This is a genomic window from Lysobacter sp. Hz25, from assembly GCF_046097045.1.
Lineage (GTDB): Bacteria > Pseudomonadota > Gammaproteobacteria > Xanthomonadales > Xanthomonadaceae > Lysobacter > Lysobacter antibioticus_B.
The window spans coordinates 5,580,247-5,603,598 of the sequence record NZ_CP175666.1 but is presented as its reverse complement, the minus strand read 5'-3'; the positions used below and the strand labels follow the sequence as shown (position 1 = coordinate 5,603,598).

Annotated in this window: 23 protein-coding genes; 7 read left to right on the top strand and 16 right to left on the bottom strand. The window is 62.9% G+C overall.

What is annotated here, in order from left to right:
• The first annotated feature begins 342 nt into the window (after positions 1 to 342).
• Both ACKN61_RS23100 and ACKN61_RS23095 read left to right on the top strand, forming a co-directional pair.
• A complete protein-coding gene (locus ACKN61_RS23100) occupies positions 343 to 1,179 on the top strand; it encodes a methyltransferase domain-containing protein (protein ID WP_408951409.1) in 837 nt (278 codons plus the stop codon).
• Positions 1,176 to 2,066: a DMT family transporter gene (locus ACKN61_RS23095; protein ID WP_408951408.1), complete on the top strand. Its 891-nt coding sequence runs from the start codon at positions 1,176 to 1,178 to the stop codon at positions 2,064 to 2,066. The genes ACKN61_RS23100 and ACKN61_RS23095 overlap by 4 nt, the downstream gene beginning before the upstream one ends.
• A gap of 96 nt (positions 2,067 to 2,162) precedes the next feature.
• On the opposite strand, the gene nagA is transcribed toward ACKN61_RS23095, so the two are convergent.
• The 3 genes from nagA to ACKN61_RS23080 are packed head-to-tail and all read right to left on the bottom strand — an operon-like array spanning position 2,163 to position 5,103.
• Positions 2,163 to 3,296 (bottom strand): N-acetylglucosamine-6-phosphate deacetylase, encoded by a 1,134-nt coding sequence (gene nagA / locus ACKN61_RS23090; protein ID WP_408951407.1) that lies wholly within the window; start codon positions 3,294 to 3,296, stop codon positions 2,163 to 2,165.
• An 8-nt stretch (positions 3,297 to 3,304) separates the two neighbouring features.
• Entirely contained in the window at positions 3,305 to 4,315 is a 1,011-nt protein-coding gene (locus ACKN61_RS23085; RefSeq protein ID WP_408953897.1) for an SIS domain-containing protein, read from the bottom strand.
• A gap of 35 nt (positions 4,316 to 4,350) precedes the next feature.
• Positions 4,351 to 5,103, bottom strand: coding sequence for a GntR family transcriptional regulator (locus tag ACKN61_RS23080; RefSeq protein ID WP_057970638.1), 753 nt, complete (start codon positions 5,101 to 5,103; stop codon positions 4,351 to 4,353).
• A 149-nt stretch (positions 5,104 to 5,252) separates the two neighbouring features.
• Here ACKN61_RS23080 and zwf point away from each other — a divergent pair, with 149 nt between their 5' ends.
• The 5 genes from zwf to eda all read left to right on the top strand — a co-directional run bounded on the left by zwf (position 5,253) and on the right by eda (position 11,065).
• Positions 5,253 to 6,770: a glucose-6-phosphate dehydrogenase gene (gene zwf, locus ACKN61_RS23075; RefSeq protein WP_408951406.1), complete on the top strand. Its 1,518-nt coding sequence runs from the start codon at positions 5,253 to 5,255 to the stop codon at positions 6,768 to 6,770.
• On the top strand, positions 6,754 to 7,509 hold the full coding sequence (gene pgl / locus ACKN61_RS23070) for a 6-phosphogluconolactonase (protein ID WP_408951405.1): 756 nt from the start codon (positions 6,754 to 6,756) through the stop codon (positions 7,507 to 7,509). The genes zwf and pgl overlap by 17 nt, the downstream gene beginning before the upstream one ends.
• 335 nt (positions 7,510 to 7,844) lie before the next feature.
• On the top strand, positions 7,845 to 9,665 hold the full coding sequence (gene edd / locus ACKN61_RS23065) for a phosphogluconate dehydratase (RefSeq protein ID WP_408951404.1): 1,821 nt from the start codon (positions 7,845 to 7,847) through the stop codon (positions 9,663 to 9,665).
• Positions 9,666 to 9,705: 40 nt separating this feature from the next.
• Positions 9,706 to 10,386 (top strand): HAD family hydrolase, encoded by a 681-nt coding sequence (locus ACKN61_RS23060; RefSeq protein WP_408951403.1) that lies wholly within the window; start codon positions 9,706 to 9,708, stop codon positions 10,384 to 10,386.
• 31 nt (positions 10,387 to 10,417) lie between these two features.
• Complete coding sequence (gene eda / locus ACKN61_RS23055; protein ID WP_408951402.1) at positions 10,418 to 11,065, top strand: bifunctional 4-hydroxy-2-oxoglutarate aldolase/2-dehydro-3-deoxy-phosphogluconate aldolase; 648 nt, start codon at positions 10,418 to 10,420, stop codon at positions 11,063 to 11,065.
• Between the two features lie 861 nt (positions 11,066 to 11,926).
• Here eda and ACKN61_RS23050 read toward each other — a convergent pair.
• The 13 genes from ACKN61_RS23050 to ACKN61_RS22990 all read right to left on the bottom strand — a co-directional run bounded on the left by ACKN61_RS23050 (position 11,927) and on the right by ACKN61_RS22990 (position 23,333).
• Positions 11,927 to 12,973: a LacI family DNA-binding transcriptional regulator gene (locus tag ACKN61_RS23050; RefSeq protein ID WP_031373094.1), complete on the bottom strand. Its 1,047-nt coding sequence runs from the start codon at positions 12,971 to 12,973 to the stop codon at positions 11,927 to 11,929.
• A 68-nt stretch (positions 12,974 to 13,041) separates the two neighbouring features.
• Positions 13,042 to 13,401 (bottom strand): hotdog fold thioesterase, encoded by a 360-nt coding sequence (locus ACKN61_RS23045; RefSeq protein ID WP_408953896.1) that lies wholly within the window; start codon positions 13,399 to 13,401, stop codon positions 13,042 to 13,044.
• A gap of 367 nt (positions 13,402 to 13,768) precedes the next feature.
• A complete protein-coding gene (locus ACKN61_RS23040; RefSeq protein WP_408951401.1) occupies positions 13,769 to 13,960 on the bottom strand; it encodes a hypothetical protein in 192 nt (63 codons plus the stop codon).
• Positions 13,961 to 14,382: 422 nt separating this feature from the next.
• Positions 14,383 to 15,150 carry a hypothetical protein gene (locus tag ACKN61_RS23035; RefSeq protein ID WP_408951400.1) on the bottom strand — a complete coding sequence of 256 codons (768 nt, stop codon included), beginning with the start codon at positions 15,148 to 15,150 and terminating at the stop codon, positions 14,383 to 14,385.
• A gap of 458 nt (positions 15,151 to 15,608) precedes the next feature.
• A complete protein-coding gene (locus ACKN61_RS23030) occupies positions 15,609 to 16,832 on the bottom strand; it encodes a hypothetical protein (RefSeq protein ID WP_408951399.1) in 1,224 nt (407 codons plus the stop codon).
• A gap of 648 nt (positions 16,833 to 17,480) precedes the next feature.
• Complete coding sequence (locus ACKN61_RS23025; RefSeq protein WP_408951398.1) at positions 17,481 to 17,819, bottom strand: hypothetical protein; 339 nt, start codon at positions 17,817 to 17,819, stop codon at positions 17,481 to 17,483.
• A gap of 6 nt (positions 17,820 to 17,825) precedes the next feature.
• Positions 17,826 to 17,954 (bottom strand): hypothetical protein, encoded by a 129-nt coding sequence (locus ACKN61_RS23020; protein ID WP_408951397.1) that lies wholly within the window; start codon positions 17,952 to 17,954, stop codon positions 17,826 to 17,828.
• A gap of 339 nt (positions 17,955 to 18,293) precedes the next feature.
• On the bottom strand, positions 18,294 to 18,629 hold the full coding sequence (locus ACKN61_RS23015) for an STY0301 family protein (RefSeq protein WP_408953895.1): 336 nt from the start codon (positions 18,627 to 18,629) through the stop codon (positions 18,294 to 18,296).
• 217 nt (positions 18,630 to 18,846) lie between these two features.
• Complete coding sequence (locus tag ACKN61_RS23010; protein WP_408951396.1) at positions 18,847 to 19,242, bottom strand: SCO4402 family protein; 396 nt, start codon at positions 19,240 to 19,242, stop codon at positions 18,847 to 18,849.
• Positions 19,243 to 19,464: 222 nt separating this feature from the next.
• Positions 19,465 to 19,887, bottom strand: a complete 423-nt coding sequence (locus ACKN61_RS23005) for a hypothetical protein (protein ID WP_408951395.1) — start codon at positions 19,885 to 19,887, stop codon at positions 19,465 to 19,467.
• Between the two features lie 373 nt (positions 19,888 to 20,260).
• Positions 20,261 to 20,917, bottom strand: a complete 657-nt coding sequence (locus tag ACKN61_RS23000) for a hypothetical protein (RefSeq protein ID WP_408951394.1) — start codon at positions 20,915 to 20,917, stop codon at positions 20,261 to 20,263.
• 2 nt (positions 20,918 to 20,919) lie between these two features.
• A complete protein-coding gene (locus tag ACKN61_RS22995; protein WP_408951393.1) occupies positions 20,920 to 22,251 on the bottom strand; it encodes an RHS repeat-associated core domain-containing protein in 1,332 nt (443 codons plus the stop codon).
• Positions 22,252 to 22,730: 479 nt separating this feature from the next.
• Positions 22,731 to 23,333 (bottom strand): DUF416 family protein, encoded by a 603-nt coding sequence (locus ACKN61_RS22990; protein ID WP_408951392.1) that lies wholly within the window; start codon positions 23,331 to 23,333, stop codon positions 22,731 to 22,733.
• Between the last annotated feature and the right edge of the window lie 19 nt (positions 23,334 to 23,352).

The following is a 23,352-nucleotide window of genomic DNA, read 5'->3' as shown; positions in this document are numbered from 1 at the left end:
AGCATTTTTCTTTGGTTACCTTTCTTTTGTTGCTTATGACAAAAGAAAGTAACCCGCCGCTTTAGTGGCGGAAGCTTTTGGCGTTTGATCTTGCTTCGCTTCTAAAAAGCTACAAGCAAGTGCAGAGCTTCCGTCCGCTCACGCGGCCGGGTTACTTTCTTTTGCTAAGCCCAAAAGAAAGCTAACCAAAGAAAAGGGCTCTCCTTGCAAGGGCACAGGCCACGAGTGCGATGCTGTCGCCGGGATTTTCCGATAAGACGTCCCTGTCTTATCGGAAAACGGCGCACGTCCTGTGCGCCGCCCTCCGGGTCTACTGTTGACCGGCAAAGCGGCAAAGCGGCAATGCAGATCAAAATCTCGGCAACGGCAACGGCAACGGCAACGGCAACGGCAACGGCAACGGCAACGGTTGGAGGCTCGGCTCCGGGGTTGGAGCGGCGCGAGCCGCGATCGCGCCGCTTCGGTCTTGCGCGGAATCCGGCTTTCCATGGCGGCCGCATCAATCGCGCCCGCTCCTATGTTTATATGGCGTGTCGACGACAGTGCACCCTGCAAGAGGATGTTCCGATGGCATCGTCTCAGTCCAACAACCGCCGTACCGCCGCCGCCTACGAAAAATGCGCGCGCGACTATGCCGCCTCGGTGTTGCCGCAACCGTCGGCGGCCGGGGCCGAGGCGCTGCGGCGGCTCGCCGATGCGCTGCCGTCCGGCGATGGCGTGCTCGAGATCGGGTCGGGTCCCGGATGGGATGCGGATTTCCTGGAGGCGCTCGCAGTGCCCGTGCATCGCACCGATGTGGCCCGGGCCTTCTGCGAATTCCAGGCCCAGCGCGGTCGGCGCGCGGAGGTGTTCGATCTGCTCGTGGACGAGGTCGAGGGCCGTTATGCGGGCGTCCTGATGTTGTGCGTGCTGCAGCATTTCGAACGTAGCGACCTGGACGGCGTGCTGCGCAAGCTGGCCCAGGCCCTGGTCCCGGAGGGTGTCTTGCTGCTGTCGTACCCGCTCGGCGAGGGCGAGTTCTGGGAGCACGGGGACTCGGGCAATTATCGGGTGGTGCTGTGGTCGGATGCGGGGCTGGACGACCGTCTGCGAGCTGCGGGTTTCGAGGTCGACTGGGCGTCGCGCTTCGACGGCAGAGAAGCCCCCTGGCGCTACGTGCTCGCCCGGAGGACGCGATGAGCCGGCGCGCCTGGTGGCTGTTCCTCGCTTTGGGCGTGATCTGGGGCGTGCCCTATCTGCTGATCCGAGTCGCCGTCGCCGACATCTCGCCGGTGTCGGTCGCGTTCGGGCGCACGCTGATCGGCGCGATGTTGTTGCTGCCGATCGCGGCGGCACGTGGCGCGTTGCGGCCGCTGTTGTCTCACTGGCGGCCCTTGCTCGCATTCACCGTGGTCGAGATCAGCATCCCGTGGTGGTTGCTGGGCTATGCCGAGACCCGCATCAACAGTTCGACCGCCGGTTTGTTGATCGCTACGGTGCCGGTGATGACCGCCGGCCTGATGGCCCTGAGCGGTCACGAGAAGCTGGACGGCCGCCGGCTATTGGGCCTTTGCGTCGGCCTGGCGGGCGTAGGCGCCTTGGTCGGCCTGGACATCGACGTGTCCAACGGTTGGGCGATGGCCGCCGCCCTGGCGACCGCGCTGGGTTATGCGCTCGGCCCGATCATCATCAGCCGCTACTTGTCCGATGTGCCGCCGTTAGGCGTCATCGCCGCCTCGCTGGCGCTGGCGGCGACGGCCTATGTGCCCTTCGTGCTCAGCGCGTGGCCGTCGCAGATCACGGTGGAGGCGGCCGGGGCCGTGGCGATACTGGGCGTGGTCTGCACCGCGCTGGCGTTCCTGCTGTTCTTCGCACTGATCGCCGAAGCGGGGCCGGCGCGGGCCACCGTCATCACCTACGTCAATCCGCTGGTGGCCTTGCTGTTGGGCGTGACCTTGCTGCACGAGCCGCTCACGTACGGCATGTGCGCCGGTTTCGTGCTGGTGCTGCTGGGTTCGTTCCTGGCGACGACGCGCAGCCCGCCCGCCGAGCCATCGCGCGCCGATCCGATCGAGCAGGGCGATTGAGGAAGATCATCGTCGTCGAGTGCATCGCCGACATACGGCGCTGACATCGGGGGCGCTGCGGCTGGATTCGGTCGTAGCGACGCGGGCGAGCAGGGATTAGGCCAACCCGCCGATCCAACTGCCCGTCACTCGCAAGCCGTCGTCCAATACGACCAAATCGGCGCGATACCCCGGGGCGATGCGTCCCAACTCGTGTCCTAGGCCGAGGAATTCGGCAGGATAAGTCGAGGCCATGCGGCATGCTTCGTCGAGCGGCAGGCCGAGGCGCTGCACGGTGTTGCGCACCGCGCTGGCCATGTCCAGCGCCGAGCCGGCGAGGGTGCCGGCGGCGGTGGTGCACTTGCCGTCGCGGCAGGTCATGGTTTCGCCGTAGAGGACGAAGTCTTCCTGCGTGCCGCCGACCGGCGGCATCGCGTCGGTCACCAGCATGATCTTGCCGCGCGGCTTGGCGGCGATGGCGATGCGCAGCGAAGCGTCGTGGACGTGTTCGCCGTCGACGATCACCCCGCACCAACTGTGCGGGTCTTCGATGCAGGCGCCGACGCCGCCGGGTTCGCGGCTGCCGAGTGGGGTCATGGCGTTGAACAGATGGGTCACGCCGCGCACGCCGTGGGCGAAGGCGTCGCGCAGGCGCTCATAGTCGGCGGCGGTGTGGCCGGCGCAGACCAGCACGCCGCGCGCGGCCAGCGTCTGCAGGGTGGCGTTGGCGAAGCGCTCGGGCGCGAGCGTGAGCATGGTCTTGCCGACGCCGAGCGAGGCGATCCGATCGAGTTCGGCTTCGTCCGGGGTGTGGAATTTGTTCGGGTTGTGCACGCCCTTGCGCGCCGCGGCCAGGTAGGGGCCTTCCAGGTGGATGCCGAGGATGCCCGGCACGCCCTGCTGGATCGCCTCGCGCACGGCGTCGATCGCCGCGACCATCACCTCGACGTCGTCGCTGATCAGGGTCGGCAGCAGGCCGGTGGTGCCGTACTGGCGATGGGCCTGGGCGATGCGACGGATGCCGTCGACCGTGGGCGTGTCGTTGAGCAGCACGTCGCCACCGCCGTTGACCTGGGTGTCGATGAAGCCCGGCACCAGGTACTGGCCGTGCAGGTCCACCGTTTGCGCCCCGCTCGGCGCCGGGCCGGGCACCACCGCGACGATGTGGCCTTCCTCGACGATGACGCTGAGGTCGGACTCGAAGCCGCGCTCGCTGAGCACGCGGCCGTTGACGAAGGCGGTGGCGGACATGCTGGGCCTCAGACCGTTTCGGTGACTTTGTTGAGATGCGGCGGCAGGTCCGGGTTGTGCCCGCGCGCCACCGACAAGGCGTTGACCGCCTTGTAGAAGCTCGCCACGGTCAGCAGCGGGGTCAACGCCGGATGCACCGAGCGCGCGGTCGGCAGCACGTCGCCGCCGGGCACGCCCGGCGCGGCCAGCCACACCGGCGCGCCGCGCGAGCGGAACTCGCGGGCCACCGCGACGGTGCCGTCGCCGGTGCCGTCGTCCTGGGCGAAGGCGAGCACCGGGAAGCCGGGGCCGACGATCGCCATCGGGCCGTGCCGCACTTCCGCGCTGCTGAAGGCCTCGGCGTGCAGGCCGCAGGTTTCCTTGAACTTGAGCGCGGCTTCCTGGGCCGCGCCGAGGCCGAGGCCGCGGCCGACCACGAACAGGTTGTGCGCATCGACCAGGCCGTCGACCAGCGGCGACCAGTCCTGGCGCCAGGCCTCGCGCAAGCCGTCGGGCAGGGCATGCACGGCGTTGAACAGAGCGGCGTCGTTGCTCCAGCGCGCGGTCAGTTGCAGCAGCGCGGCCAACGAGCACAGATAGCTCTTGGTCGCGGCCACGCTGGTTTCCGGGCCGGCGTGCAGGCCGAGCACGGTGTCGGCGATCTGCGCCAGCGGCGAATCGGTAACGTTGACCAGGGCGACGACATGGGCGCCGGCGGCCTTGGCGATCTCGGCGTTGCGCACCAGATCCGGGCTCTTGCCCGATTGCGACACGGTCACGAACAGGGCGCCGTCGAGTTTTGGCTGGATCGCGTACACCGAACCGACCGAAGGCGAGGCCGAGGCGGTGACCAGGCCGAGTTGGGTCTCGAACAGATACTTGCCGTAGGTGGCGGCGTGATCCGAGCTGCCACGCGCGCAGGTGACGATGAAGCGCGGCGGGTGTTTGTGCAGGCGTTCGGCGAGGTCGTCGACGACGTCGGCGTTGGCGGCGAATTGGCGGGCGACGGCATCGCCGGCTTCCTGCGCCTCGGCGTACATGCGCGTACTGGTGGCGTCGAGCAGGGTGTCTGTGGTCACGGCGTGGGTTCGCTCTGCAGTTCGGCGACGAAGTCGTAGGCATCGCCGCGATAGAAGGATCGGGTGAACTCGACGACGCGGCCGTCGTCGAGGAAGGTGCGGCGCTCGATGAACAAGCCGGGGGCGCCTTCGGGCAGGTTCATCAAGCGCGCCTGTTCGGCGTCGAAGGCGATCGCGCGCAACCGTTGCAGGGCGCGGGCCGGCTGGATGCCGAGCTTGGCGAAGGCCTCGTAGAGCGAGTTCTCGACGAAGTCCGGATGGGCGATCACCGAAGCCGGCACCACCGTGCGTTCGAGCGCGAGCGCCACGCCGTCGGCGGTGCGCAAGCGGTAATAGCGGATCACTCCCGCGCCCGGCGACAGGTTCAAGGCCATTGCCTCTTCGGGCGTGACTTCGCCGAGGCTGCGTTCGAGGAAGGTCGAGCGCGGGTCGAGCCCGCGCGCGCGCAGGTCGTCGGTGAAGCTGGTCAGGCGCGAGAACGATTTGACGATGCGTTCGGCGACGAAGGTGCCGGCGCCCTGGCGCTGTACCAGCAGGCCATCGGCCACCAGGCCGGCGATGGCCTTGCGCACGGTCACCCGCGACAGGTCGAGCAGCTTGCCGAGCTCGCGTTCGCCGGGCAGGGCCTGGCCGGCGGTCAGTTCGCCGTTCTCGATGGCGTGCTGCAGGGACCGGCGCAGGTGCTGATAAGCCGGCGCGCGTCGGGCGTCGCTCTGGCGGCGGAACTCGCTGACCAAGTAGGGCTGCATGGCAAAAAGATACCAGTCGCAGACCACTGGCGGCAACAAGTGTCTGATTCGCCTGCGTAAATGATTGAAAAATGGATAATTTGTCGAAGTGGTATCTTACTGGTATCTTTACTGGTATGGTTCCTAACGAGACCTGTCCGAGCCCGCCCATGAGTGTCTACTCCGTGCCGACCCCCTCCCACGCCCCGCATCTGGCGCCGCTGGCCCCGTTCGACCTGGTGATTTTCGGCGGCACCGGCGACCTGGCCCTGCGCAAGCTCCTGCCCGCCTTGTTCCACCGCTATGTCGACGGCCAGATCGTCGCCGGCACCCGTATCGTCGCGATCGCCCGCGACGAACGCAGCGACGAGGACTACCGCGGCAAGATCCGCGAGGCGCTGCAGAATTTCGCCGGCGAGCAGGCGCGCGACGGCGACGCCCTCAACGGCTTTCTGGCGCTGCTGTACTACCGCCGCCTCGACCTCAGCTCCGACGCCGCCTGGCCCGAGTTCGCCGCCGAGTTTCCCGACGAAGAACGCGTCCGCGTGTTCTACCTCGCGGTCGGCCCGGACCTGTTCGGCGTGGTCGGCGACCGCCTGCACTCGCACGGCCTGGTCGGGCCCAAGACCCGTGTCGTGGTCGAGAAGCCGCTCGGCAAGGACGGCGCCAGCGCCGACGCGATCAACGACGCGCTCGGCCGGGTGTTCGCCGAAACCCAGATCTTCCGCATCGACCATTACCTCGGTAAGGAAACGGTGCAGAACCTGACCGCGTTGCGCTTCGGCAACGCCTTGTTCGAGCCGCTGTGGAAGGCCGAACACATCGACCACGTGCAGATCACCGTCGCCGAGACCGTCGGCGTGGAATCGCGCGCGCCGTACTACGACAAGTCCGGCGCGCTGCGCGACATGGTCCAGAACCATCTGCTGCAACTGCTGTGCCTGGTCGCGATGGAGCCGCCGTCGTCGCTGGCCGCCGACGCGATCCGCGACGAGAAACTGAAAGTGCTGCGCGCCTTGCGCCCGATCGAGAACGGCAATGCCGCGCAATCCACCGTGCGCGGCCAGTACAAGGCCGGCGCGGTCGACGGCCGCGCGGTGCCGGGCTATGCGCAGGAACTCGGCGCGCAGTCGCTCACCGAAACCTTCGTGGCGATCAAGGCCGAAGTGAAGAACTGGCGCTGGGCCGGCGTGCCGTTCTACCTGCGCACCGGCAAGCGCCTGGCCGAGCGTTCGTCCGAGATCGTGGTGACCTTCCGTCAGGTGCCGCACTCGATCTTCGAAGACCTCACCGAACAGGACCCGTCGAGCCGGCTGGCGCCGAACAAGCTGGTGCTGCGCCTGCAGCCCGACGAAGGCGTGAAGCTGTGGCTGATGAACAAGGTGCCCGGCCCCGGCGGCCTGCGCCTGCGCCACGTGCCGCTGGACATGAGCTTCGCCGCGGCCTTCGGCGGACGTCAGGCCGATGCCTACGAGCGTCTGCTGATGGACGTGGTGCGCGGCAACCCGATGCTGTTCATGCGCCGCGACGAAGTCGACGCGGCCTGGAAGTGGATCGATCCGATCCGCGCCGCCTGGGCCGCGAGCGCCGAGGCGCCGCGCCCGTACACCGCCGGCAGCTGGGGCCCGAGCGCCGCAGTGGCCTTGATCGAACGCGATGGGAGGACCTGGCATGAAGATGCAGGCTGAGCGACTGAAAGTGATCGAACCCTTGCCCCTGCCGTTGCACGAGCGTCTGTTCGAGGATGGCGAGCAACTCGCGCAAGCCTTGGCGAAACAGGTCGCGGCGGATCTGCGCGGCGCGCTTGCGCGCCACGGCGAAGCCTGCATCGCGTTGTCCGGCGGCAATACGCCGAAGCGCTTCTTCCAGGCCTTGTCGACCCAGACTCTGGACTGGGCGCGGGTGACGGTGCTGCCGATCGACGAGCGCTGGCTGCCGCCGGAGCATCCGCGCTCGAACGAGCGCCTGCTGCGCGAATTCCTGTTGCAGCACAACGCCGCCGTCGCGCGCCTGTTGCCGCTGTACCGCCCGACCGAAACCCCGGAAGCGGCGCTGATGCCGGTGCTGACCAAGATCGCCAACGAAGGCCTGCCGCTCGACGTCGCCGTGCTCGGCATGGGCGACGACGGCCACGTGGCCTCGTTGTTCCCCGACCTGGGTTACGACAATCCGGCCTTGCGCGAAATCGGCCTGCAGCCGCGCGGCCGCGCACCGGTGATGTCGATCCGCACCGCGGCGATGCCGGAACCGCGCATGACGTTGACTCTCAGCGCGATCTTCACCGCGCCGGCCTTGTACCTGCACATCGAAGGCGAGAAAAAACGCGCAGTGCTCGACGGCGCCCAGCGCGATCCGCGCAGCGCGCTGCCGATCCGTTCGGTGCTGAGCGGCGCGCCGGTTACGCCGACCTTGTACTGGAGTCCTTGAAGACTCCGCTTTAGCTTTCGATTCCCGATTCCCGATTCCCGATTCCCGTCCCACGTTCCGTCTCTCTCGCTCCAAACTTGGAGTCCGCAGCACTCTTGGACTCCGCAGACAGCCAGGCCCAGGCTCCCTCCCCTCCCAAGCTCAGGCCTTTGCTGTCGCCCCCTTCCCGAAGGGGGCTGCGTCCGCTTGGCGGGCGCGGGGGGATTTGCTTTTGCCTCGGCTTCTCAGGAAGGTGTAGGTAGAGCCAATCCCCCTAACCCCCCTTTTTCGAAGGGGGGAACTGGCCGGCGCCATCGCAGGCGCCCCGAACGAATCGAGTACCCGTGAATACCCCAATGCATCCCGTTGTCGCGCAAGTCACGCACCGCATCCAGGAACGCAGCCGCGCGCGCCGCAATGCCTATCTCGCCCGCATCGATGCGGCCTTGAGCAGCGGCCCGCAACGCCGACGTCTGTCCTGCGGCAATCTCGCCCACGGTTTCGCCGCCTGCGCGCCCGGCGACAAAAGCGCGCTGCGCTCGGGCCATGCGCCCAACCTGGGCATCGTCACCTCGTTCAACGACATGCTGTCGGCGCATCAGCCGCTGGAGCGGTTTCCCGATCTGCTCAAGGCCGCCGCGCGCGAGGCCGGCGCCACCGCGCAAGTTGCCGGCGGCGTGCCGGCGATGTGCGACGGCGTCACCCAGGGCCGCGAAGGCATGGAGCTGTCGCTGTTCTCGCGCGATGTCATCGCCATGTCGACCGCGATCGCGCTTTCGCACGACATGTTCGACGCCGCCCTGTACCTGGGCGTGTGCGACAAGATCGTGCCGGGGCTGCTGATCGGCGCGCTGCACTTCGGCCACCTGCCGGGCATCTTCGTGCCGGCCGGGCCGATGACCTCGGGTCTGCCGAACGACGAAAAATCGCGGGTGCGCCAGCGCTACGCCACCGGCGACGCCTCGCGCGAGGAACTGCTCGAAGCCGAGGCGCGCAGCTACCACGGCCCGGGCACCTGCACCTTCTACGGCACCGCCAATTCCAACCAGATGCTGATGGAACTGATGGGCCTGCATCTGCCGGGCTCGAGCTTCGTCCATCCCAATACGCCGCTGCGCGATGCGCTGACCGCGCAGGCCGCGCAGCGCGCCGCGCAGATCACCGCGCTCGGCGACGACTACCGGCCGATCGGCCGCATCGTCGACGAACGCGCGATCGTCAACGGCGTGATCGGCCTGCACGCGACCGGCGGTTCGACCAATCACCTGCTGCACCTGATCGCGATGGCCGCGGCGGCGGGCATCGAGCTGCGGCTGGAGGATTTCGACGCGTTGTCCTCGGCGATCCCGCTGTTGGCGCGGGTCTATCCGAACGGCAGCGCCGACGTGAATCACTTCCATGCCGCCGGCGGTCTGGCCTATCTGATCGGCGAACTGCTCGACCACGGCCTGCTGCACGGCGATGTCGAAACCGTTGCCGGCCCGGGCCTGGCGCGTTACCGCATCGAGGCGCGGCTCGACGAGGCCGGCCACGTCATGCACGTGCCGTCGACGCCGACCAGCGCCGACACCGCGGTGCTGCGTCCCGTCAGCGAACCGTTCCGCGTCGACGGCGGCCTGCGCGTGCTCGACGGCAATCTCGGTACCGCCGCGATCAAGGTCTCGGCCGTGCCGGAAGACCGTTGGACCGTGGAAGCGCCGTGCCGCGTGTTCACCGAGCAGCATCAGGTCAAGCAGGCTTTCGAGCAGGGCGAACTCGACCGCGACGTGATCGTGGTCGTGCGCTTCCAGGGCCCGCGCGCCAACGGCATGCCGGAACTGCATCAGCTCACCCCGACCTTGAGCGTGCTGCAAAAGCGCGGCCATCGCGTCGCTCTGGTCACCGACGGCCGCATGTCGGGCGCCTCCGGCCAAGTGCCGGCGGCGATCCACGTCACCCCCGAAGCCGCTTGCGGCGGCCCGCTGGCGAAGCTGCGCGACGGCGACGTGCTGCGCGTCGATGCGATCGCCGGAACCCTCAGCGTGCTGGCGCCGGTGGACTGGAGCGAGCGCGAGAACGCGGTCGTCGACCTGTCCTCGCACCACGTCGGCCTCGGCCGAGAACTGTTCGCCGCGTTCCGCGACTACGCCGCACCCGCCGACCGGGGCGCCGGCGTGTTCGGCGCGCTGCCGCTGTGATCGTCCACCCGAATCCCTGATTCCTAACCTTCGGACCCTCATGCCCGCTCCCGCACGCACCACCTTCTTGTTCGATCTCGACGGCACCCTCGTCGACAGCGTCTACCAGCACGTGCTCGCCTGGAAACAGGCGCTCGATGCCGACGGCATCCCGCTGTCGGTGTGGCGCATCCATCGCAAGATCGGCATGAGCGGTGGTTTGTTCACCAACATTCTGCTGCGCGAGACCGGCATCGACATCACCCCCGAACGCATCGAGCGTCTGCACCGCCTGCATGCCGAGGCCTATGGCCGGCAGGCGACCCAGATCCGTCCGCTGCCGGGGTCGATCGAGTTGCTCGCCTATCTGACCGAGAACCGGATCCCCTGGGCGATCGCCACCAGCGGCCGCATGGAGACTGCGCGCCATAATCTGGTCGCGCTCGGCGTCGATCCCGACGTCACCCCGGTGATCACCCGCGACATGGTCAAGCACGCCAAGCCCGATCCGGACTTGTTCCTGGCCGCCGCCGACAAACTCGGCGCCGACATCGAACATTCGATCGTGGTCGGCGATAGCATCTGGGACCTGCTCGCCGCGCGTCGCGCGCGTTCGCTCGGCGTGGGCCTGCTCTCGGGCGGCTACGGCCAGGAAGAACTCGAGCGCGCCGGCGCCTTCCGCGTTTACGAAGACCCGGCCGACCTGCTCAGGCATATCGACGAAGTGGCTGCGCGCGCTTGAGCGCGACGCGCCGAACGACAGGAGTGAGGCAATGAGCTCGATGCAGGATCTGCAGGCGCGCGTCGCCGCCGTGTTGGCGCTTGCGCCGGTGGTGCCGGTGTTGGTGATCGACGAACTGAAGGACGCCGTGCCCTTGGCGCGCGCATTGGTCGCCGGCGGCTTGCCGGCGATCGAGGTGACCCTACGCACCGCGGTGGCGCTCGACGCGGTGCGCGCGATCGCTGCCGAAGTCGAAGGCGCCGCGGTCGGTGTCGGCAGCGTGCGCAAGCCGTCCGACTTCAGCGACGCGCTCAAGGCCGGCGCGACCTTTGCGGTATCGCCGGGCAGCGCACCGGGCCTGATCGCCGCGGCGCGCGACATCGACCTGCCGTGGCTGCCGGGCGTGGCGACGGCATCGGAAGCGATGGCCTTGTTCGAGCACGGCTACACCCAGCTCAAGTTCTTCCCGGCCGAATCGATCGGCGGCGCCACGGCCTTGAAAGCGATCGGCGGCCCGCTGCCGGAACTGCGTTTCTGCGCGACCGGTGGCATCGGCGTGCACAACGCGCACGAGTACCTGGCGCTGAGGAACGTGCCCTGTGTGGGCGGTTCGTGGGTAGCGCCCGCGGCGGCGGTCAAGGCCGGCGATTGGGGCAAGGTGGAGGCGCTGGCGCGTGAGGCGGTCGCGTTACGCGGCTGATCGCTCGGCGATAGCGTGGTTTTGCTGTTGCTACTTTTCTGCCGCCACTTGAGAAGCCTTCCCATGTAGGAGCGACGTGAGTCGCGACCCCGGGATGCGCGGACGCAACAACACCGATGTCATCCATCGAAGCGGCGTGCCGTCGTGAGGGTAGGAGCGGCGTCCTAGTGGATTTCCTTCGGTCACAAGTCGCGACCGCGCTGCGACGGGTTTGCGACGATAGCGATGTTTCTGTTGTCGCTGTCGCTATCGCTGTTGCTGTGCGCAGCCTTGCACTCGCGAAGGCGATAGAAGACCCGAAGGGCGGCGCGCAGGGATGCGCGCCGTTTTTCATCGGGACAGGGATGTCCCGTATGAAAAAGCCCCGCGTATGCATCGCTCGTGCGGGCCCTTGACTCAAAGAAAAGCATTTTTCTTTGGTTACCTTTCTTTTGTTGCTTATGACAAAAGAAAGTAACCCGCCGCTTTAGTGGCGGAAGCTCTTGGCGTTTGATCTAGTTTCTTTAGAAGCCTGAGCAAGAGCAAAGCTTCCGTCCGCTGACGCGGCCGGGTTACTTTCTTTTGCTAAGCCCAAAAGAAAGGTAACCAAAGAAAAGGGCTCTCCTTGCAAGGGCACAGGCCACGAGTGCGGTGCTGTCGCCGGGATTTTCCGATAAGACGTCCCTGTCTTATCGGAAAACGCCGCACGTCCTGTGCGGCGCCCTCCGGGTCTCCACTTGACCGGCAAAGCGGCAAATCAAAATCACGGCAACGGCAACGGCAACGGCAACGGCAACGGCAACGGCAACGGCAAATCCCCCTAGCCCCCTTTTCCAAAAGGGGGAGAAGAGCAAAGGCGCGTCGTCGTGGTCGTGCGGCGGCTTACGGCGTCTGCAACGGACGCGGCGGGGCGGTCGAGCCTCGGACTACCAGGATCGGGCTGAAGCCTTCGTTCGGCGGGACTTCCAGGGGCTGATCCACTTCGCGGCGCAGTTCGGCGATCAGGCGATACGCCGCGTGACGGGCGATCTCTTCGGTGGCCTGGCGTGCGGTGGTCAGGGTCGGCCAGGATTGCTTGGAGAACGGGCTGTCCTCGAAACCGGCGATCGACAGGTCGTAGGGCACGTGCATGCCGCTCGACTTCGCCGCGGCCAACACGCCGGCGGCGATTTCGTCGTTGCTGCCGAAGATCGCGGTCGGGCGGTCGGGCAGGGCGAACAAACGCCGGGCGCCGCGGAAGCCGTCGTCGAAGGAATAGTCGCCCGGCAGCACCAGGTTCTCGTCTTCGGCGATGCCGTAGTCGTTGAGCGCCTGGGCATAGCCCTTGTAGCGCTCCCAACTGGAACGGTGCGATTTGCCGCCCCACAGGAAGCCGATGCGCTGGTGGCCGAGTTGGATCAGGTGTTCGGTGATGTCGTAGGCGGCGTCGCGGTCGTCGACCCAGACGCAGGGCGAGCCGTCCTTCGGGTCTTCGGCGGCCGAAACGATGCGCACCAGGCGGATGCCGTGGGCGACCAGTTCGCTGACCAATTCCATGCGCTCGGACATCGGCGGCGCCAGCACCAGGCCGGCCAGGCGCGCGCCCTGGACCAGATCGATCAGGTCGGCGGCGAGCAGCGGCGAGGACGAATCGCAGGGATGGATCTGCAGGCCGTAGCCGGTTTCGCGGCAAGCGGCCAGGACGCCGTTCTGCACGCTGATGATGTAGTACGGGTTCGGGTTGTCGTAGACCACGCCGAGCGCATACGGCTGCGCGCTGCGCAGGCTGCGCGCCGACGGGTCGGGGCGGTAGTCGAGTTCGGCGATCGCTTCGTGGACCCGGGCGCGGGTACGCGCGCGGACGCCGGATTCGTCGTTGATCACGCGCGAGACGGTCTTCAGCGAGACCTGGGCCAGTTCGGCGACGTCTTTGATGGTGGGTCGGCGCACGGGGTTCTCGCGAGTCAGCGCAAAACCGGCGCTGCTGCGCCGGATGAGGTCCTAGCCTACTCGCCGGGTCAGGGCTTGGGTACCACGGCCAGGGTCAGGCGCGAGATGCAGGCCAGTTTGCCGGCCTCGTCCTCGATGCGGATTTCCCAGACCTGGGTGCTGGCGCCGACGTGCACGGGACGTGCGGTACCGGTGACGGTGCCGCTGCGCACGCCGCGGACGTGGTTCGCGTTGATCTCGATGCCGACGCACATCTTGCCTTCGGGCACGCTCAGGTTGGCCGCGCTGCTGCCCAGGGTTTCGGCGAGCAGGACCGAGGCGCCGCCGTGGAGCAGGCCGTAAGGCTGGTGGGTGCGGGCGTCGACCGGCATGGTGCCGCGAACGTAGTCCGGGCCGATTTCGGTGAAGACGATGCCGAGCGGCTCCATCGCAGTGTTGCGCGAGAGCTGGTTGAGGTCGGCGACGGTGTTGTGGCCGCGGAACAGGGGACGCGCGGCGGAGGGAGCGGTGTCGGAGGCATTCATCGCCTCACGATAGCGGCGATGCGGCGGTGGAGCCAGTCGCGAGCGTCGGCTCGCAGGCATTGCGGGCGTGCATCGGGTGCTGCAGTGAGGCGATGGAGCGGCGCTTGGGCGGCGCTTGGGCGATTGGCTCGAGGCGGTCGGGTGGCCCGGCGTCCTCTAAAAAGCCCGGAACGGCGCGCGTTGAACAGTGGGGACTGTGCGCGCCGGTCCGGGTCGGAAAGAGGAGGGGGTGGTCACCGCGTTCGGCCGGCCCATGGACGAACGTCTGCGCTCAGGCGAAGCGGAAGCGCGGCTGGACCCAGTTGCTGGCGTAGCTGCGGTTGCTGGCGTAGCCGCTGCTGTTGCCGTAGCCGACGCCGAAATCGCGCTGGCGGTGCTGGTGGCGGACGGTCGGGGCAGCCTGGACGGTGGCGGTAGCGGTCGTGGCGGTCGGGGAAACGGTGCGGGCGTTCTGGGCGTTCATGGCGGGCTTCCTGTGTCGTGGGGGCTGTAGTGACTCGGTGTGTTGGTAAAGTACAACACCTAAACAATCTTCGCTATGTGCTGGAAGTCATGCCCCGGTGTTTCGGGGCGCCCGGCGGGGTTCCGGGCCCCGGCGGCTGGGTTGCGAGCGCCGGGATTGTGGATAGAGATGTGGCGAGGGGCGCGGAGGTTGCAATCGCGCACCCATGACTGAAGACCTAGATCAGGCGAGGGATGTGACCAACCGAAGGGAAGAGAGCCGGATTGGCTGCATGCGCATCACGAAGACGAGAGCGCTCAGCCATGGTCCATGGCCAGCTCCCGGCACGATTGGGGCAGAGCGGAGATTGCGGAGCCCCATGCTCGGAGCGATACCGGAGCGCTCCGGCCGACTAAGCTCGGTGAGCGGGTCTCGTGCGGGCTTCAGCAGGCTACGAGGTTGAGCGCCACGCCGACCGCTTCGCCGGCGCCGTTGATCGTCGCGGTGGTCAGGCGCGCATGATTGAACGAGATGTCGCTCAGCCAAACGCCCGCCAACCCCAGGTAAAGGAAATAGGCCAAACCCACGTAGTCGCCGAACACGACGGTGCGCAGCCAGTCCTGCTGGAACAGATAGAAATAGGCGGTGATGGCCGCCGCACCCAGCATTACCAGGGTTGGCAGCAGCAAATGCAGGCCGGCGCGAGGCCGGGTCAGCGTCACCACGCCGAGCAGCCCGAACACCAGCAGATTCGCGGTGCTGAAGATGCGGAACTCGCGGATCAAGGCGTCGGCGACTTGCATGTATTTGGCGCGGATCGTGCGGGTCAGGCGCGTGTCCGAATCCAGCAGGCGTTCGCGCTGCATCTGCAGCGCCGCGGTAGCGCCGGCTTCGATCCGGTCGCGGCAGGCGCAGTCGGGATCGCGCATCTGCGTTGCGATCTCGGCGACCCGGCGCGGCAGGCCGGTTTGCAACTGCTGGCCGATCAGCGCGATACGCGCACGGCTGCGTTCGGACATCCGCGTCGCGATCCGCGACACCGTGGTGTCGTCCAGGGTGTGCAGGGTTTCGCCGACGCGTTGCTCTACTTCGACCCGGATCAGGTCGCGGGCCAACGATTCGATCGCGGTGGGTCGCACGAACGAATAAACGAGTGCGCCGCCGAATGCCAGCACGCCCAATACGCTTACAAGCAACGCGACGATACGCATCGAAAGGCTCCGGTCCATGGCTCGAATCGCCCCCGCTCAGACACGTACTGGCCGGGCGAGTTCCATCCGGTGCCGATGCGGGCGAGCGCAGCGGATCAGCCCTGCGGCAGCGCCACTCATGGCGCGCAAGTCGGGCCGCAATCAAAGAATCGGAGCCAGCCCCGCGCCGAACGCAGTGAACATGCGCGTAGTGAGGCTTTTCACGCCGAGGTTGACCTCGGGGAAATCGCCGACCGGTTTGTAGCAGGCACGGAAGCCCGGGTCGGTGCGGTACAGCGGGCTCGGGCAGTTCGGGCGATGGAAAGGTGCTCTGACCCGGTTTTGTACCGATATGCCACACCAAGTTCAACAACGCCCCGAACTACAGCGGCGCGCCCGGACTGCTCGGTAAGTCCCCCTTTGACGGAACACCCATCTTCTGACTCAGAAACAGGGGATGCGACAGTGCAGATTCGCGATCACGGGCATACCCGTGCGCGAATCGCATCGCGATTAAGTCCGTCCAGCGAGAACGCCTCCAATGCGAAGTAGCAGCCTGATCTAGATGCGTCAAAGACGTATGCGGCACTGTATCCAGCTGGAGCCCCTAAATCTTCGCGGTGACCTGTGCTCGTGTTCAGGCGAAATATGTTCAGCGGAGTGGAAAACCCGAACAGATAGGCATTTCCGCTGTTATAGCGGAGCGGAATAATATTGCGCTCTGGATGCGTTGGGTCGATAGCGGTCTTATACAGAGTTAAATCGTTGGCGAGCGGGCGCCAGACTAGCGGTCGTTGGCCATGTGAAGCGGCGTCAGCGGAGCCGGCGATAGCTCCATCCTTGGAAACGCCAATCGGGTAGCTGACCAAAAAGGGGTCGCCGCCTGGGATCGAGTTCTCGAGAAGTCGCGGCAACATCGTGTCCGACTGCCAAACAGCGATCTCAATCAGCTGATTGCCATCATCGTCCTCATCCTCGTCGGCGCACGTGCCAACTACGAAATCCGCCGAGACAAAGCGAGCGATGCAGGTCATGTCGCGGGGAATCTTCAGGCGATGAGCTTGATAGGTCGCTAGTAAAGAATCACGCCGCCACACGACCGGATCGCTGCCATCGCTGCCCTGATTTGGGCAGGAACCCACCACTGCCGGATCCACAGCGTTGTCGTCCTCGACGCCAACGGCGACGCATCCTTCACCTAAGGTCCCTAGTAGGCCGACTTTCAGTTCCGTGGGACGACCGATCGGGTTTCTCCATAGCGCTGGATAGGCGTTTCCGTTTCGGTCGACCGTTGTGCCAATTACGACGCCTACGCTACTGAAGCCATTGACAGTCGCTCGCTCGTGGCCGATGACTGGTTGCAGTGGCAGTAATGTTGTTTGTTGCGGAAGCCACAGATATCCGCGTTGCAAAGAGTTGTCTGCGCATTGCACAAACACCGTGCCGTTATTCGCGATGCCGCGAACGTCACACGAAGGGTCGGGGCTCCTGATATAGGACGGTTGTCCTTGCAGCGGGACTCTCACGAGGCCCTCGTAGGGCTGCGTACATATACCGGTAAACTCGCCAAGATCGTTAATCCGCATCCCGCGGCAGCTCTTGGCAACTGGTTCGAAGATCTCCGCTGCCGATGCGCTTCCAGCGGCTGAAAGTGTTATCGCTGACAAGAACAACAACGCTGCCCGATTGGTCAATGCCGTCACTTTAGCCTCCGATTCGGTAGTGCACGCATCAGGAATGCTGGCTTGCCGATGCCGATGCCGATGCCGATGGCGACGCGATGAGGCGAGGCATGTCGCGTGCATCGCGTCAGCAGCGAAATAATCGTCATTAGCGTGGCGGACGAGCGTGATCGCTGCCTCAATTGATCAATCGATCACCAAAGCTCACTCCAAGCGCCGGTGCGTAGGCGCTACAGCGGCCGACTGCTGCTTTCCGGTGTTGGCTGTGCGTGAGCATTTGTTTTGTGCTCAATTTTGGAAATTTATGAACCTCTGGATCCAACTCGCGATCTGGGTTGTGAGCTATTCGTTTCGGCGGCCGCACGGCCGAAACCGCCGCAGCCCAAGCCGGCCGCGTTCGGCGACTTCCAGTTCCCCCAGATGAGGACACACCGCAACTGCGAACCGGGTCAGAGTGGCTTCCGACAGAGGCTGGATGGAAAGGTGCTCTGACCCGGTTTTGGTCGCTCATTGGACTGCAGCCGAGTGCGACGGTCGCGTGGTTGTCCATCGACGGGATCAGCCTTTTGGCCGAATAAGGGCCCGCGCAAAGAAAAGGCCCCGTCGCCGGGGGCTATAAGTTGATGAGATTTAAGGGGGCGGTTTCCTTAGATTTAATGGCAGGACGTATTAGGGAACCACAATTTGCGTTTCCAGCCCGTCGGGATTGCGAACAAAAAGCTCCTTTGAGGTTACGAAGCCTGTTGCCGCGTTGCCTTCCTTGCCGTTTTTTACCGAGAGTTCAGAGGTCGGAACACAGTAGCGCTTTGGCACAATGGGCCTAGAGTATTTAAAACATAATCTTTCGCCGGTAATTTCGTAGAGGTACCATGTTGAATAGGCATGCTCGACGCTATCGATATAAAGGGATTTAAATTTTTTTTCGGACACGTCGTCGGTTCTGAGGAGCATGTATACCGGAGTTACTGCAACAATTATCATTGCTAAAGCTAGGAACCATTTTTTCATGGCTGCTCACTCATTGAATTTTGCCGGATTAGTAAGCCTATTGTCTTTGAAGGCGCCGTTCTTTTTCCATAACTCAATGCTGCCCTGAATATATCGCGGGGTATCTGCGCCAACCATCCAGTCGTCTACATTCATTTTTGCACCTTTGATCGTATGCTCAAAAGCATACTTGATCCACGACGCGCAATTGCCACGCAGTTCGTTGTGCTTCCAACGCTGCTGCGTTGCCTCTCTAAATCGGGCTAATTGCTTGTCCGATAGCTGGATGTAGAACCGGGTGGACTCCAGAGGGTTGCGAACCGGGTCAGAGTGGCTTCCGGCAGGGGCCAGATGGAAAGGTGTTCTGACCCGGTTCTGTAATACTTCTAGTCCCTATAAGTTAGTTAACCTACTAGCACCTGCTAAGCGTTGGACTCAGCCACCATTACTGCCCCGGCACCTTCAAGGAAGGTGCCGAGCCGATGTGGACTAGTTCTATTTTTCACAAACCAAGCTGGCTGGATTGCTGGTGCCACCCTGTTGGGGGGTGAAATCACAGGATCTAACGGCCCCGAGGTTTCTCGTGAGCGTGGCGGCGGAACCCGTATATTCGCACTCAACCCAGGTATCTGTCTTTCCAAAGCCCCAAGTTTGCGTCCCTTTCTTTTTCCCTGGAACCGGCATTACTGATCGGCGCTTAGAGGGCTCGCCGACGTAAAGCATCACCCCTTTTAAAGGCCGCGAATGCTTGTAAACCGAAACAGTCCAGCCTGAAACAGGTTTGACGCTCTGGGTGTCTTCAATCACCGGCGGGCATGCGGTGATTTGCATCCCAATAGCTAATGCCACAGCAGGAACTGACATAAATCACCAGATGATAGTTGGGGAATTAGAGGCGGAGTCTACGTATTGGATTGCACCGGCCTTTGAAGGGGCGGAGCTATATGAGCTCCTGATTTTTCTAGGAAGAAAGGCCCCATCGCTAGGGCCTTTCGATCTTGGGCTACTCTTTTCTGGGCTTAGTAACGAATAAGTATTTGACTCGCTGCTAGACAGAAGTATCGTTCTGATCAAACACCGTTAGAGCAACTGCCGCAGCCTCAACAACCAGTGTCCAGCGCGGGTCTTTCATATAGTTCAGATCGGGCCTATCCCCAAGCTCATCGATAAGCGGCTTAAGAACCTTGCTGAGACATAGCAATGGCTCTACCTCAGGCGGAAACAATACATCTCCTATGCAGCCAGCTGGATTCGGAAGCACTTGGTTGTCGTAAAGCAAGTTTACGGTCAACGATAGGTCGTCATAACGACTTCCTTCTTTGCGATATACGCCCCATTCCTGCTCTTGGTAAGTTCTGTCGGCAAGCGATCGAAGTGCACTGATAACATTCTCCCGAGCCTCCGGGAAGCGGATATGCCCTACGGGCGGTTCCATTCGGTCCATTTGATCCAATCCTCAACAGGTATATGGGCATGAGGGTTTTCCCGTAGGTTTCCCGAAATTGGCTTGCCTTTAGGTCCCAGAATGGAAAGGTGCTCTGACCCGGTTTTGTTGATGGTTGAGAAACTAGAGGCAGATTGAGGGCCGCGCCTCGGTGGTGCCAAGAGAAAAAATCGCCTCCTTAATTGCATCCGGATGTCGACCTATTAATTCGCGGCTCCCTCGTTACTTTCCAAGGTCGGAAAGACTATACGTGACGATCTTGCCACTCTTGCTGTACTTAAAAGCCAAGTGCCACCCCTTCTGCTCCGGCCAGGCGCGACTTGGATCGGGGTTTTTTGGGGGAGTGATTGCTGGACCGAAGTGCACGATTCCGCTGTATAAGTTGTCGAGTCCTTTGGTGGATTCATCTGGCTCGATGAAATTTGTCGAGAACAGTTGATCGATGTTCGCGACACTGCATCCACGACAAATGATCTTTCTCTTTATCGCCTCAATGCACAAATTGAGGCGTTCGTATTCATTTGCCTTCTTATATTGCTGTGCTGCTACCTTCGACCAATTTTCCTGAGCAATCGCAGCGTCTGTAAGCATAATGCAGCTAAGACCTATGAACGATGCCAACAAGGTGGAAGCGCAAATTCTCATGTCAGCTCCTTAAGGGCAGGTGTTGCACCACATGGTTTTCGGGTAACTGCGAACCGGGTCAGAGTGGCTTCCGACAGAGGCTAGATGGAAATGTGCTTTGACCCGGTTTTTCGGCTTCCAATGGTGAATCTTGCGTGGACTCCATTGCCTCCATTTGGAAAGGCTCTGGCAAAGGTTGCTTTGTGCGCGCCATGCACGAATGCTGCGCCAGCCAATCTCGTGCGTTGCGACTGAGCGAGGAGCCTTAGCTGAACTATTCAGTCACCCATGAAAAAGCCGGCGCCTTCCTCTCGGAAGACGCCGGCTCATTGCGGCTCGCAAGACCGGGCGACTTTTATCTAAAAGATTCAAGTGCAGCGCGCGCCGCAGCTCGTCAGTTTTCAGTGGTGTACGAACCTATCGTGGGTTCGATTGCCACCCTCACCGTGCCGTCGACCTCTTGGGTAATGCTCGCTGTGACCTCTTTCGGACAGCTTTTTTTCTTCTCTGTGTAGAAGATCGCGCTGACCTTCTTCTCCGATTCCACTATCAGTGACGACAAATCGCGTCGCGGTGACTTGCGAATGCACTGTTTCAGCTTCCCCCCTTTTGCGCTCGCGGGTTTTGCCTCAGACCCGAGCGAAGGAATTCCTTTATCAATGAGTTCGGCTATCACCGAGAGTGATGTGGAAGGAGTGTTGCCCGAAATGTCAGCAAAATCCTCGGGGCTGAGTGCCGCGCATGAATCAAGAGCTATCTTGTCCTGTTCATTCTTGTCGATAACTTTAGGCGCACCACCCTCAAATTTTATGCCCAAGATCGTCTCATGCGTAGTGCACGCATTTTTAGCGATTTGCTCCGGCGATGAGTGTAGAAAGAGAAAAAGATCGACCTCTCCACCTTGCCGTTCATTGAGTTCAGAGCGCCAAACTGAGGTAACCCCCTCAGCCTTGGCAATTTCCTTAATCTGAGCGGTGGTGAGCGTAGGGCCCGCAGCACAACCAAAGCTCGCTGTGACAAGAGTTAACAACGTGAGCGTAAGAGTCCTCATGGTTATTTCCTATATCCAATGGAGAGATTGTAAAGGTCTCTCGGGAGGACCTTGGGGTTTTTATCGTACGACATGATGCTACCACTCCCTTTAGGGGCGTGGTCGAGACCCATGCTATGGCCGAACTCGTGCCCCATTACGCTTTCCTTCTTCCAGGAATCGAAAGGGGATACCAAAATTTTTGGGGAGTTGATTCTGGCAGTTGCAACCACTTCGCCCTCACATAACTCCCCGTTTCGGCGTTGCCATTCCTTGAAGCTGTAGGGAACTATACGCCAGTCGCCTTTGCGGTCTACTGGGGTCATGGAAATTTCCGAGCGGTAGTCAGTGCCGTTGTAGTTGCCGGTAGCTCCGTTCCAGTAACGATTAACGTCGGCGGCGGCTATCGCTGCCCCAACACCCGACACGGTCAGATTTCCACGAATGACGGTAACGCCGCCCTCGTTCGTGACGGAAATCTTGCCCATCCAAGCATCATTAGCCCGTTCCATAGACCACGAGTCGTGAGCCGGCTTATCAGGACTTCCGGCGCATTTTGCGCATTCTTTGCCGGCCGCAAGCCCGTACATGTCCGCGAGGTCACCAGGGCGGCCATTTGCGTAAAGATAGGTGCTCATTCCTCCACTCAAACCTATCGGGTCGCTCTGGAGATAGCGCCCTGTGACAGGGTCGTAATCGCGGAAGTAGTTGTAGTTGAAGCCAGTAATAGGGTCATATCGCTGCCCCGGAAATCGCATATTGAAGACGAACGCGGCGCCGTCCTGATCCGGGTCCTGGGTCGGCGGGCTGTTGCCGAATGCTTCACCCTTCGCATCCCACGTCCAAATGGCGAGATTGCGGGTTGGATCAACCACGGCACGGGGCGTGCCCAGACGATCCGATTGGATATAGTGCAGCTTCTGCGCCGTGCCAGCGCCCGCTAGCACACCCACCGGGGCATCCCCCAACCAGACCGCTTGTTGCGTCGCTGCACCGCTGGCGTCGTAGTCGCCCAGCCAATGGCCGGCTTCGTCGTACAGCGTGTAGCCGGTGATCGCCCCGGTCGCGTTGTCGGCCCGCGAGACCCGCTCGCCCTTGGCGTTGTAGCGGTAGCTGGCCTTCACCACGCCGGCCTGCTTGACTTGGCTCATGCGGTCGTTCGCGTTGTAAACGAACTCCCTGGCCGTGCCGCCGATGCTGGTGGTGTTGCCGACCGCATCGTAGCCGCGGCTGACGCCGCCGACGTTGCTCAGGCGGTGACTCGTGCCCGGGTAGGTGTAGCTGGTGGTGATGCCGCCGTGCAGCAGGCTGCTGCGGTTGCCGGTGGCGTCGTAGCCGTAGGTCTCCAACGGCATGCCGGTCGGACCGTCGCGGGTGATCTTCAGCTGGCCCAGGGTGTCGTAGTCGTACTTGGCCAGGAACGCGCTTTGCAGGCCGTCCTTGTTCGGTCAGTTCGCCGACTTCGTTATAACCATACGAGAGCGACAAGCCACCGGCGGCGCTGTCGAGGATGATCTTGGCGAACCGGGTCAGAGTAGCTTCCGACATAGGCTAGACAGAAAGGTGCTCTGACCCGGTTTTTTGCAGCACTCATTCTTGATTTGCAGGACGAACTTTCGCGCCAGCAACCCAGCTTCTATGGCATTTTGCAGGTAATCGTCGACCCTAGAGTCAGCGTTCTCGATCAGCAACTCACCGAAAAACAGAAGTCATGCCGGCTGAGGTGATCAAGCAATACTGAACCTTTGAAAGGAATGCCCGTTTTAAATTGACCCCAGAGCTTGGACAGAGCCCAATCTTCTGGGGTCAATTTATTACCGGGTCTCCGTTAAGATCATCCCCGCTTAATGAGGCTGAGAAACTTGCCGAGTAGCTCTTCGCCGTTCTGCCCCGAGTGGCTTCGCAATTTCACGAGTTCCGTCAGGTCCGCACTTTGTGCCAAGGCAAAATCTGCCCTTTGTGTCTCTAGTTCATCGTTCAAAAGCGGGGAGTGATCTATATATCCCTTCGAGATCGTGCCGGTTGAGTCCGGCAAGTTGTTGACGAAGTTGTCGACAGTATCGTATGCGCGTTGAGCCGCCCAAGCTGCTTCTCGCGGGTCCGGGCTGTATAGGCTGCGGATTGCATACATCAAGGATGATGCGGCATCGTCGGCTTGAGCAGAAAACAACTCAGAACTGTCCTCGGGCGGGATCAGATGTTCGATTTGGGAAAGAATCAATGAGCCTTCTCTTTGATCGGCCCCTAATTTTTCGGTCGAAATTCTAGACCATACGTAATCCAGTCCCCCGTCCAGAACCTCAACGCCATCTGGCAGCAAGCTTGCATAGCGACGAAAAAAAGGCGCAAGTCGTTCCGCTGTCATTACCGCGAATAGACTGCGACGCGCATATTCGATGCTCTCCAGGTGTGTAACTAATTTCTGGAATTCAAACATGATTACCACTCTGCTCTAG

Bases quoted from the DNA above. Each gene is read 5' to 3' on its own strand.
- ACKN61_RS23035 (WP_408951400.1), bottom strand. From the start codon at position 15,150: ATGCGTATCGTCGCGTTGCTTGTAAGCGTATTGGGCGTGCTGGCATTC.
- ACKN61_RS23080 (WP_057970638.1), bottom strand. From the start codon at position 5,103: ATGCAGCCCTACTTGGTCAGCGAGTTCCGCCGCCAGAGCGACGCCCGA.
- ACKN61_RS23015 (WP_408953895.1), bottom strand. From the start codon at position 18,629: ATGCAAATCACCGCATGCCCGCCGGTGATTGAAGACACCCAGAGCGTC.
- ACKN61_RS23010 (WP_408951396.1), bottom strand. From the start codon at position 19,242: ATGGACCGAATGGAACCGCCCGTAGGGCATATCCGCTTCCCGGAGGCT.
- nagA (WP_408951407.1), bottom strand. From the start codon at position 3,296: ATGTCCGCCACCGCCTTCGTCAACGGCCGCGTGCTCAGCGAGCGCGGC.
- ACKN61_RS23040 (WP_408951401.1), bottom strand. From the start codon at position 13,960: ATGAACGCCCAGAACGCCCGCACCGTTTCCCCGACCGCCACGACCGCT.
- ACKN61_RS22995 (WP_408951393.1), bottom strand. From the start codon at position 22,251: ATGCCGTTGGAGACCTACGGCTACGACGCCACCGGCAACCGCAGCAGC.
- ACKN61_RS23005 (WP_408951395.1), bottom strand. From the start codon at position 19,887: ATGAGAATTTGCGCTTCCACCTTGTTGGCATCGTTCATAGGTCTTAGC.
- ACKN61_RS23100 (WP_408951409.1), top strand. From the start codon at position 343: ATGCAGATCAAAATCTCGGCAACGGCAACGGCAACGGCAACGGCAACG.
- ACKN61_RS23025 (WP_408951398.1), bottom strand. From the start codon at position 17,819: ATGAAAAAATGGTTCCTAGCTTTAGCAATGATAATTGTTGCAGTAACT.
- ACKN61_RS23045 (WP_408953896.1), bottom strand. From the start codon at position 13,401: ATGGAGCCGCTCGGCATCGTCTTCACCGAAATCGGCCCGGACTACGTT.
- edd (WP_408951404.1), top strand. From the start codon at position 7,845: ATGCATCCCGTTGTCGCGCAAGTCACGCACCGCATCCAGGAACGCAGC.
- ACKN61_RS23020 (WP_408951397.1), bottom strand. From the start codon at position 17,954: ATGAATGTAGACGACTGGATGGTTGGCGCAGATACCCCGCGATATATT.
- ACKN61_RS22990 (WP_408951392.1), bottom strand. From the start codon at position 23,333: ATGTTTGAATTCCAGAAATTAGTTACACACCTGGAGAGCATCGAATAT.
- ACKN61_RS23000 (WP_408951394.1), bottom strand. From the start codon at position 20,917: ATGAGGACTCTTACGCTCACGTTGTTAACTCTTGTCACAGCGAGCTTT.
- zwf (WP_408951406.1), top strand. From the start codon at position 5,253: ATGAGTGTCTACTCCGTGCCGACCCCCTCCCACGCCCCGCATCTGGCG.
- pgl (WP_408951405.1), top strand. From the start codon at position 6,754: ATGAAGATGCAGGCTGAGCGACTGAAAGTGATCGAACCCTTGCCCCTG.
- ACKN61_RS23060 (WP_408951403.1), top strand. From the start codon at position 9,706: ATGCCCGCTCCCGCACGCACCACCTTCTTGTTCGATCTCGACGGCACC.
- ACKN61_RS23085 (WP_408953897.1), bottom strand. From the start codon at position 4,315: ATGTACGCCGAGGCGCAGGAAGCCGGCGATGCCGTCGCCCGCCAATTC.
- ACKN61_RS23095 (WP_408951408.1), top strand. From the start codon at position 1,176: ATGAGCCGGCGCGCCTGGTGGCTGTTCCTCGCTTTGGGCGTGATCTGG.
- eda (WP_408951402.1), top strand. From the start codon at position 10,418: ATGAGCTCGATGCAGGATCTGCAGGCGCGCGTCGCCGCCGTGTTGGCG.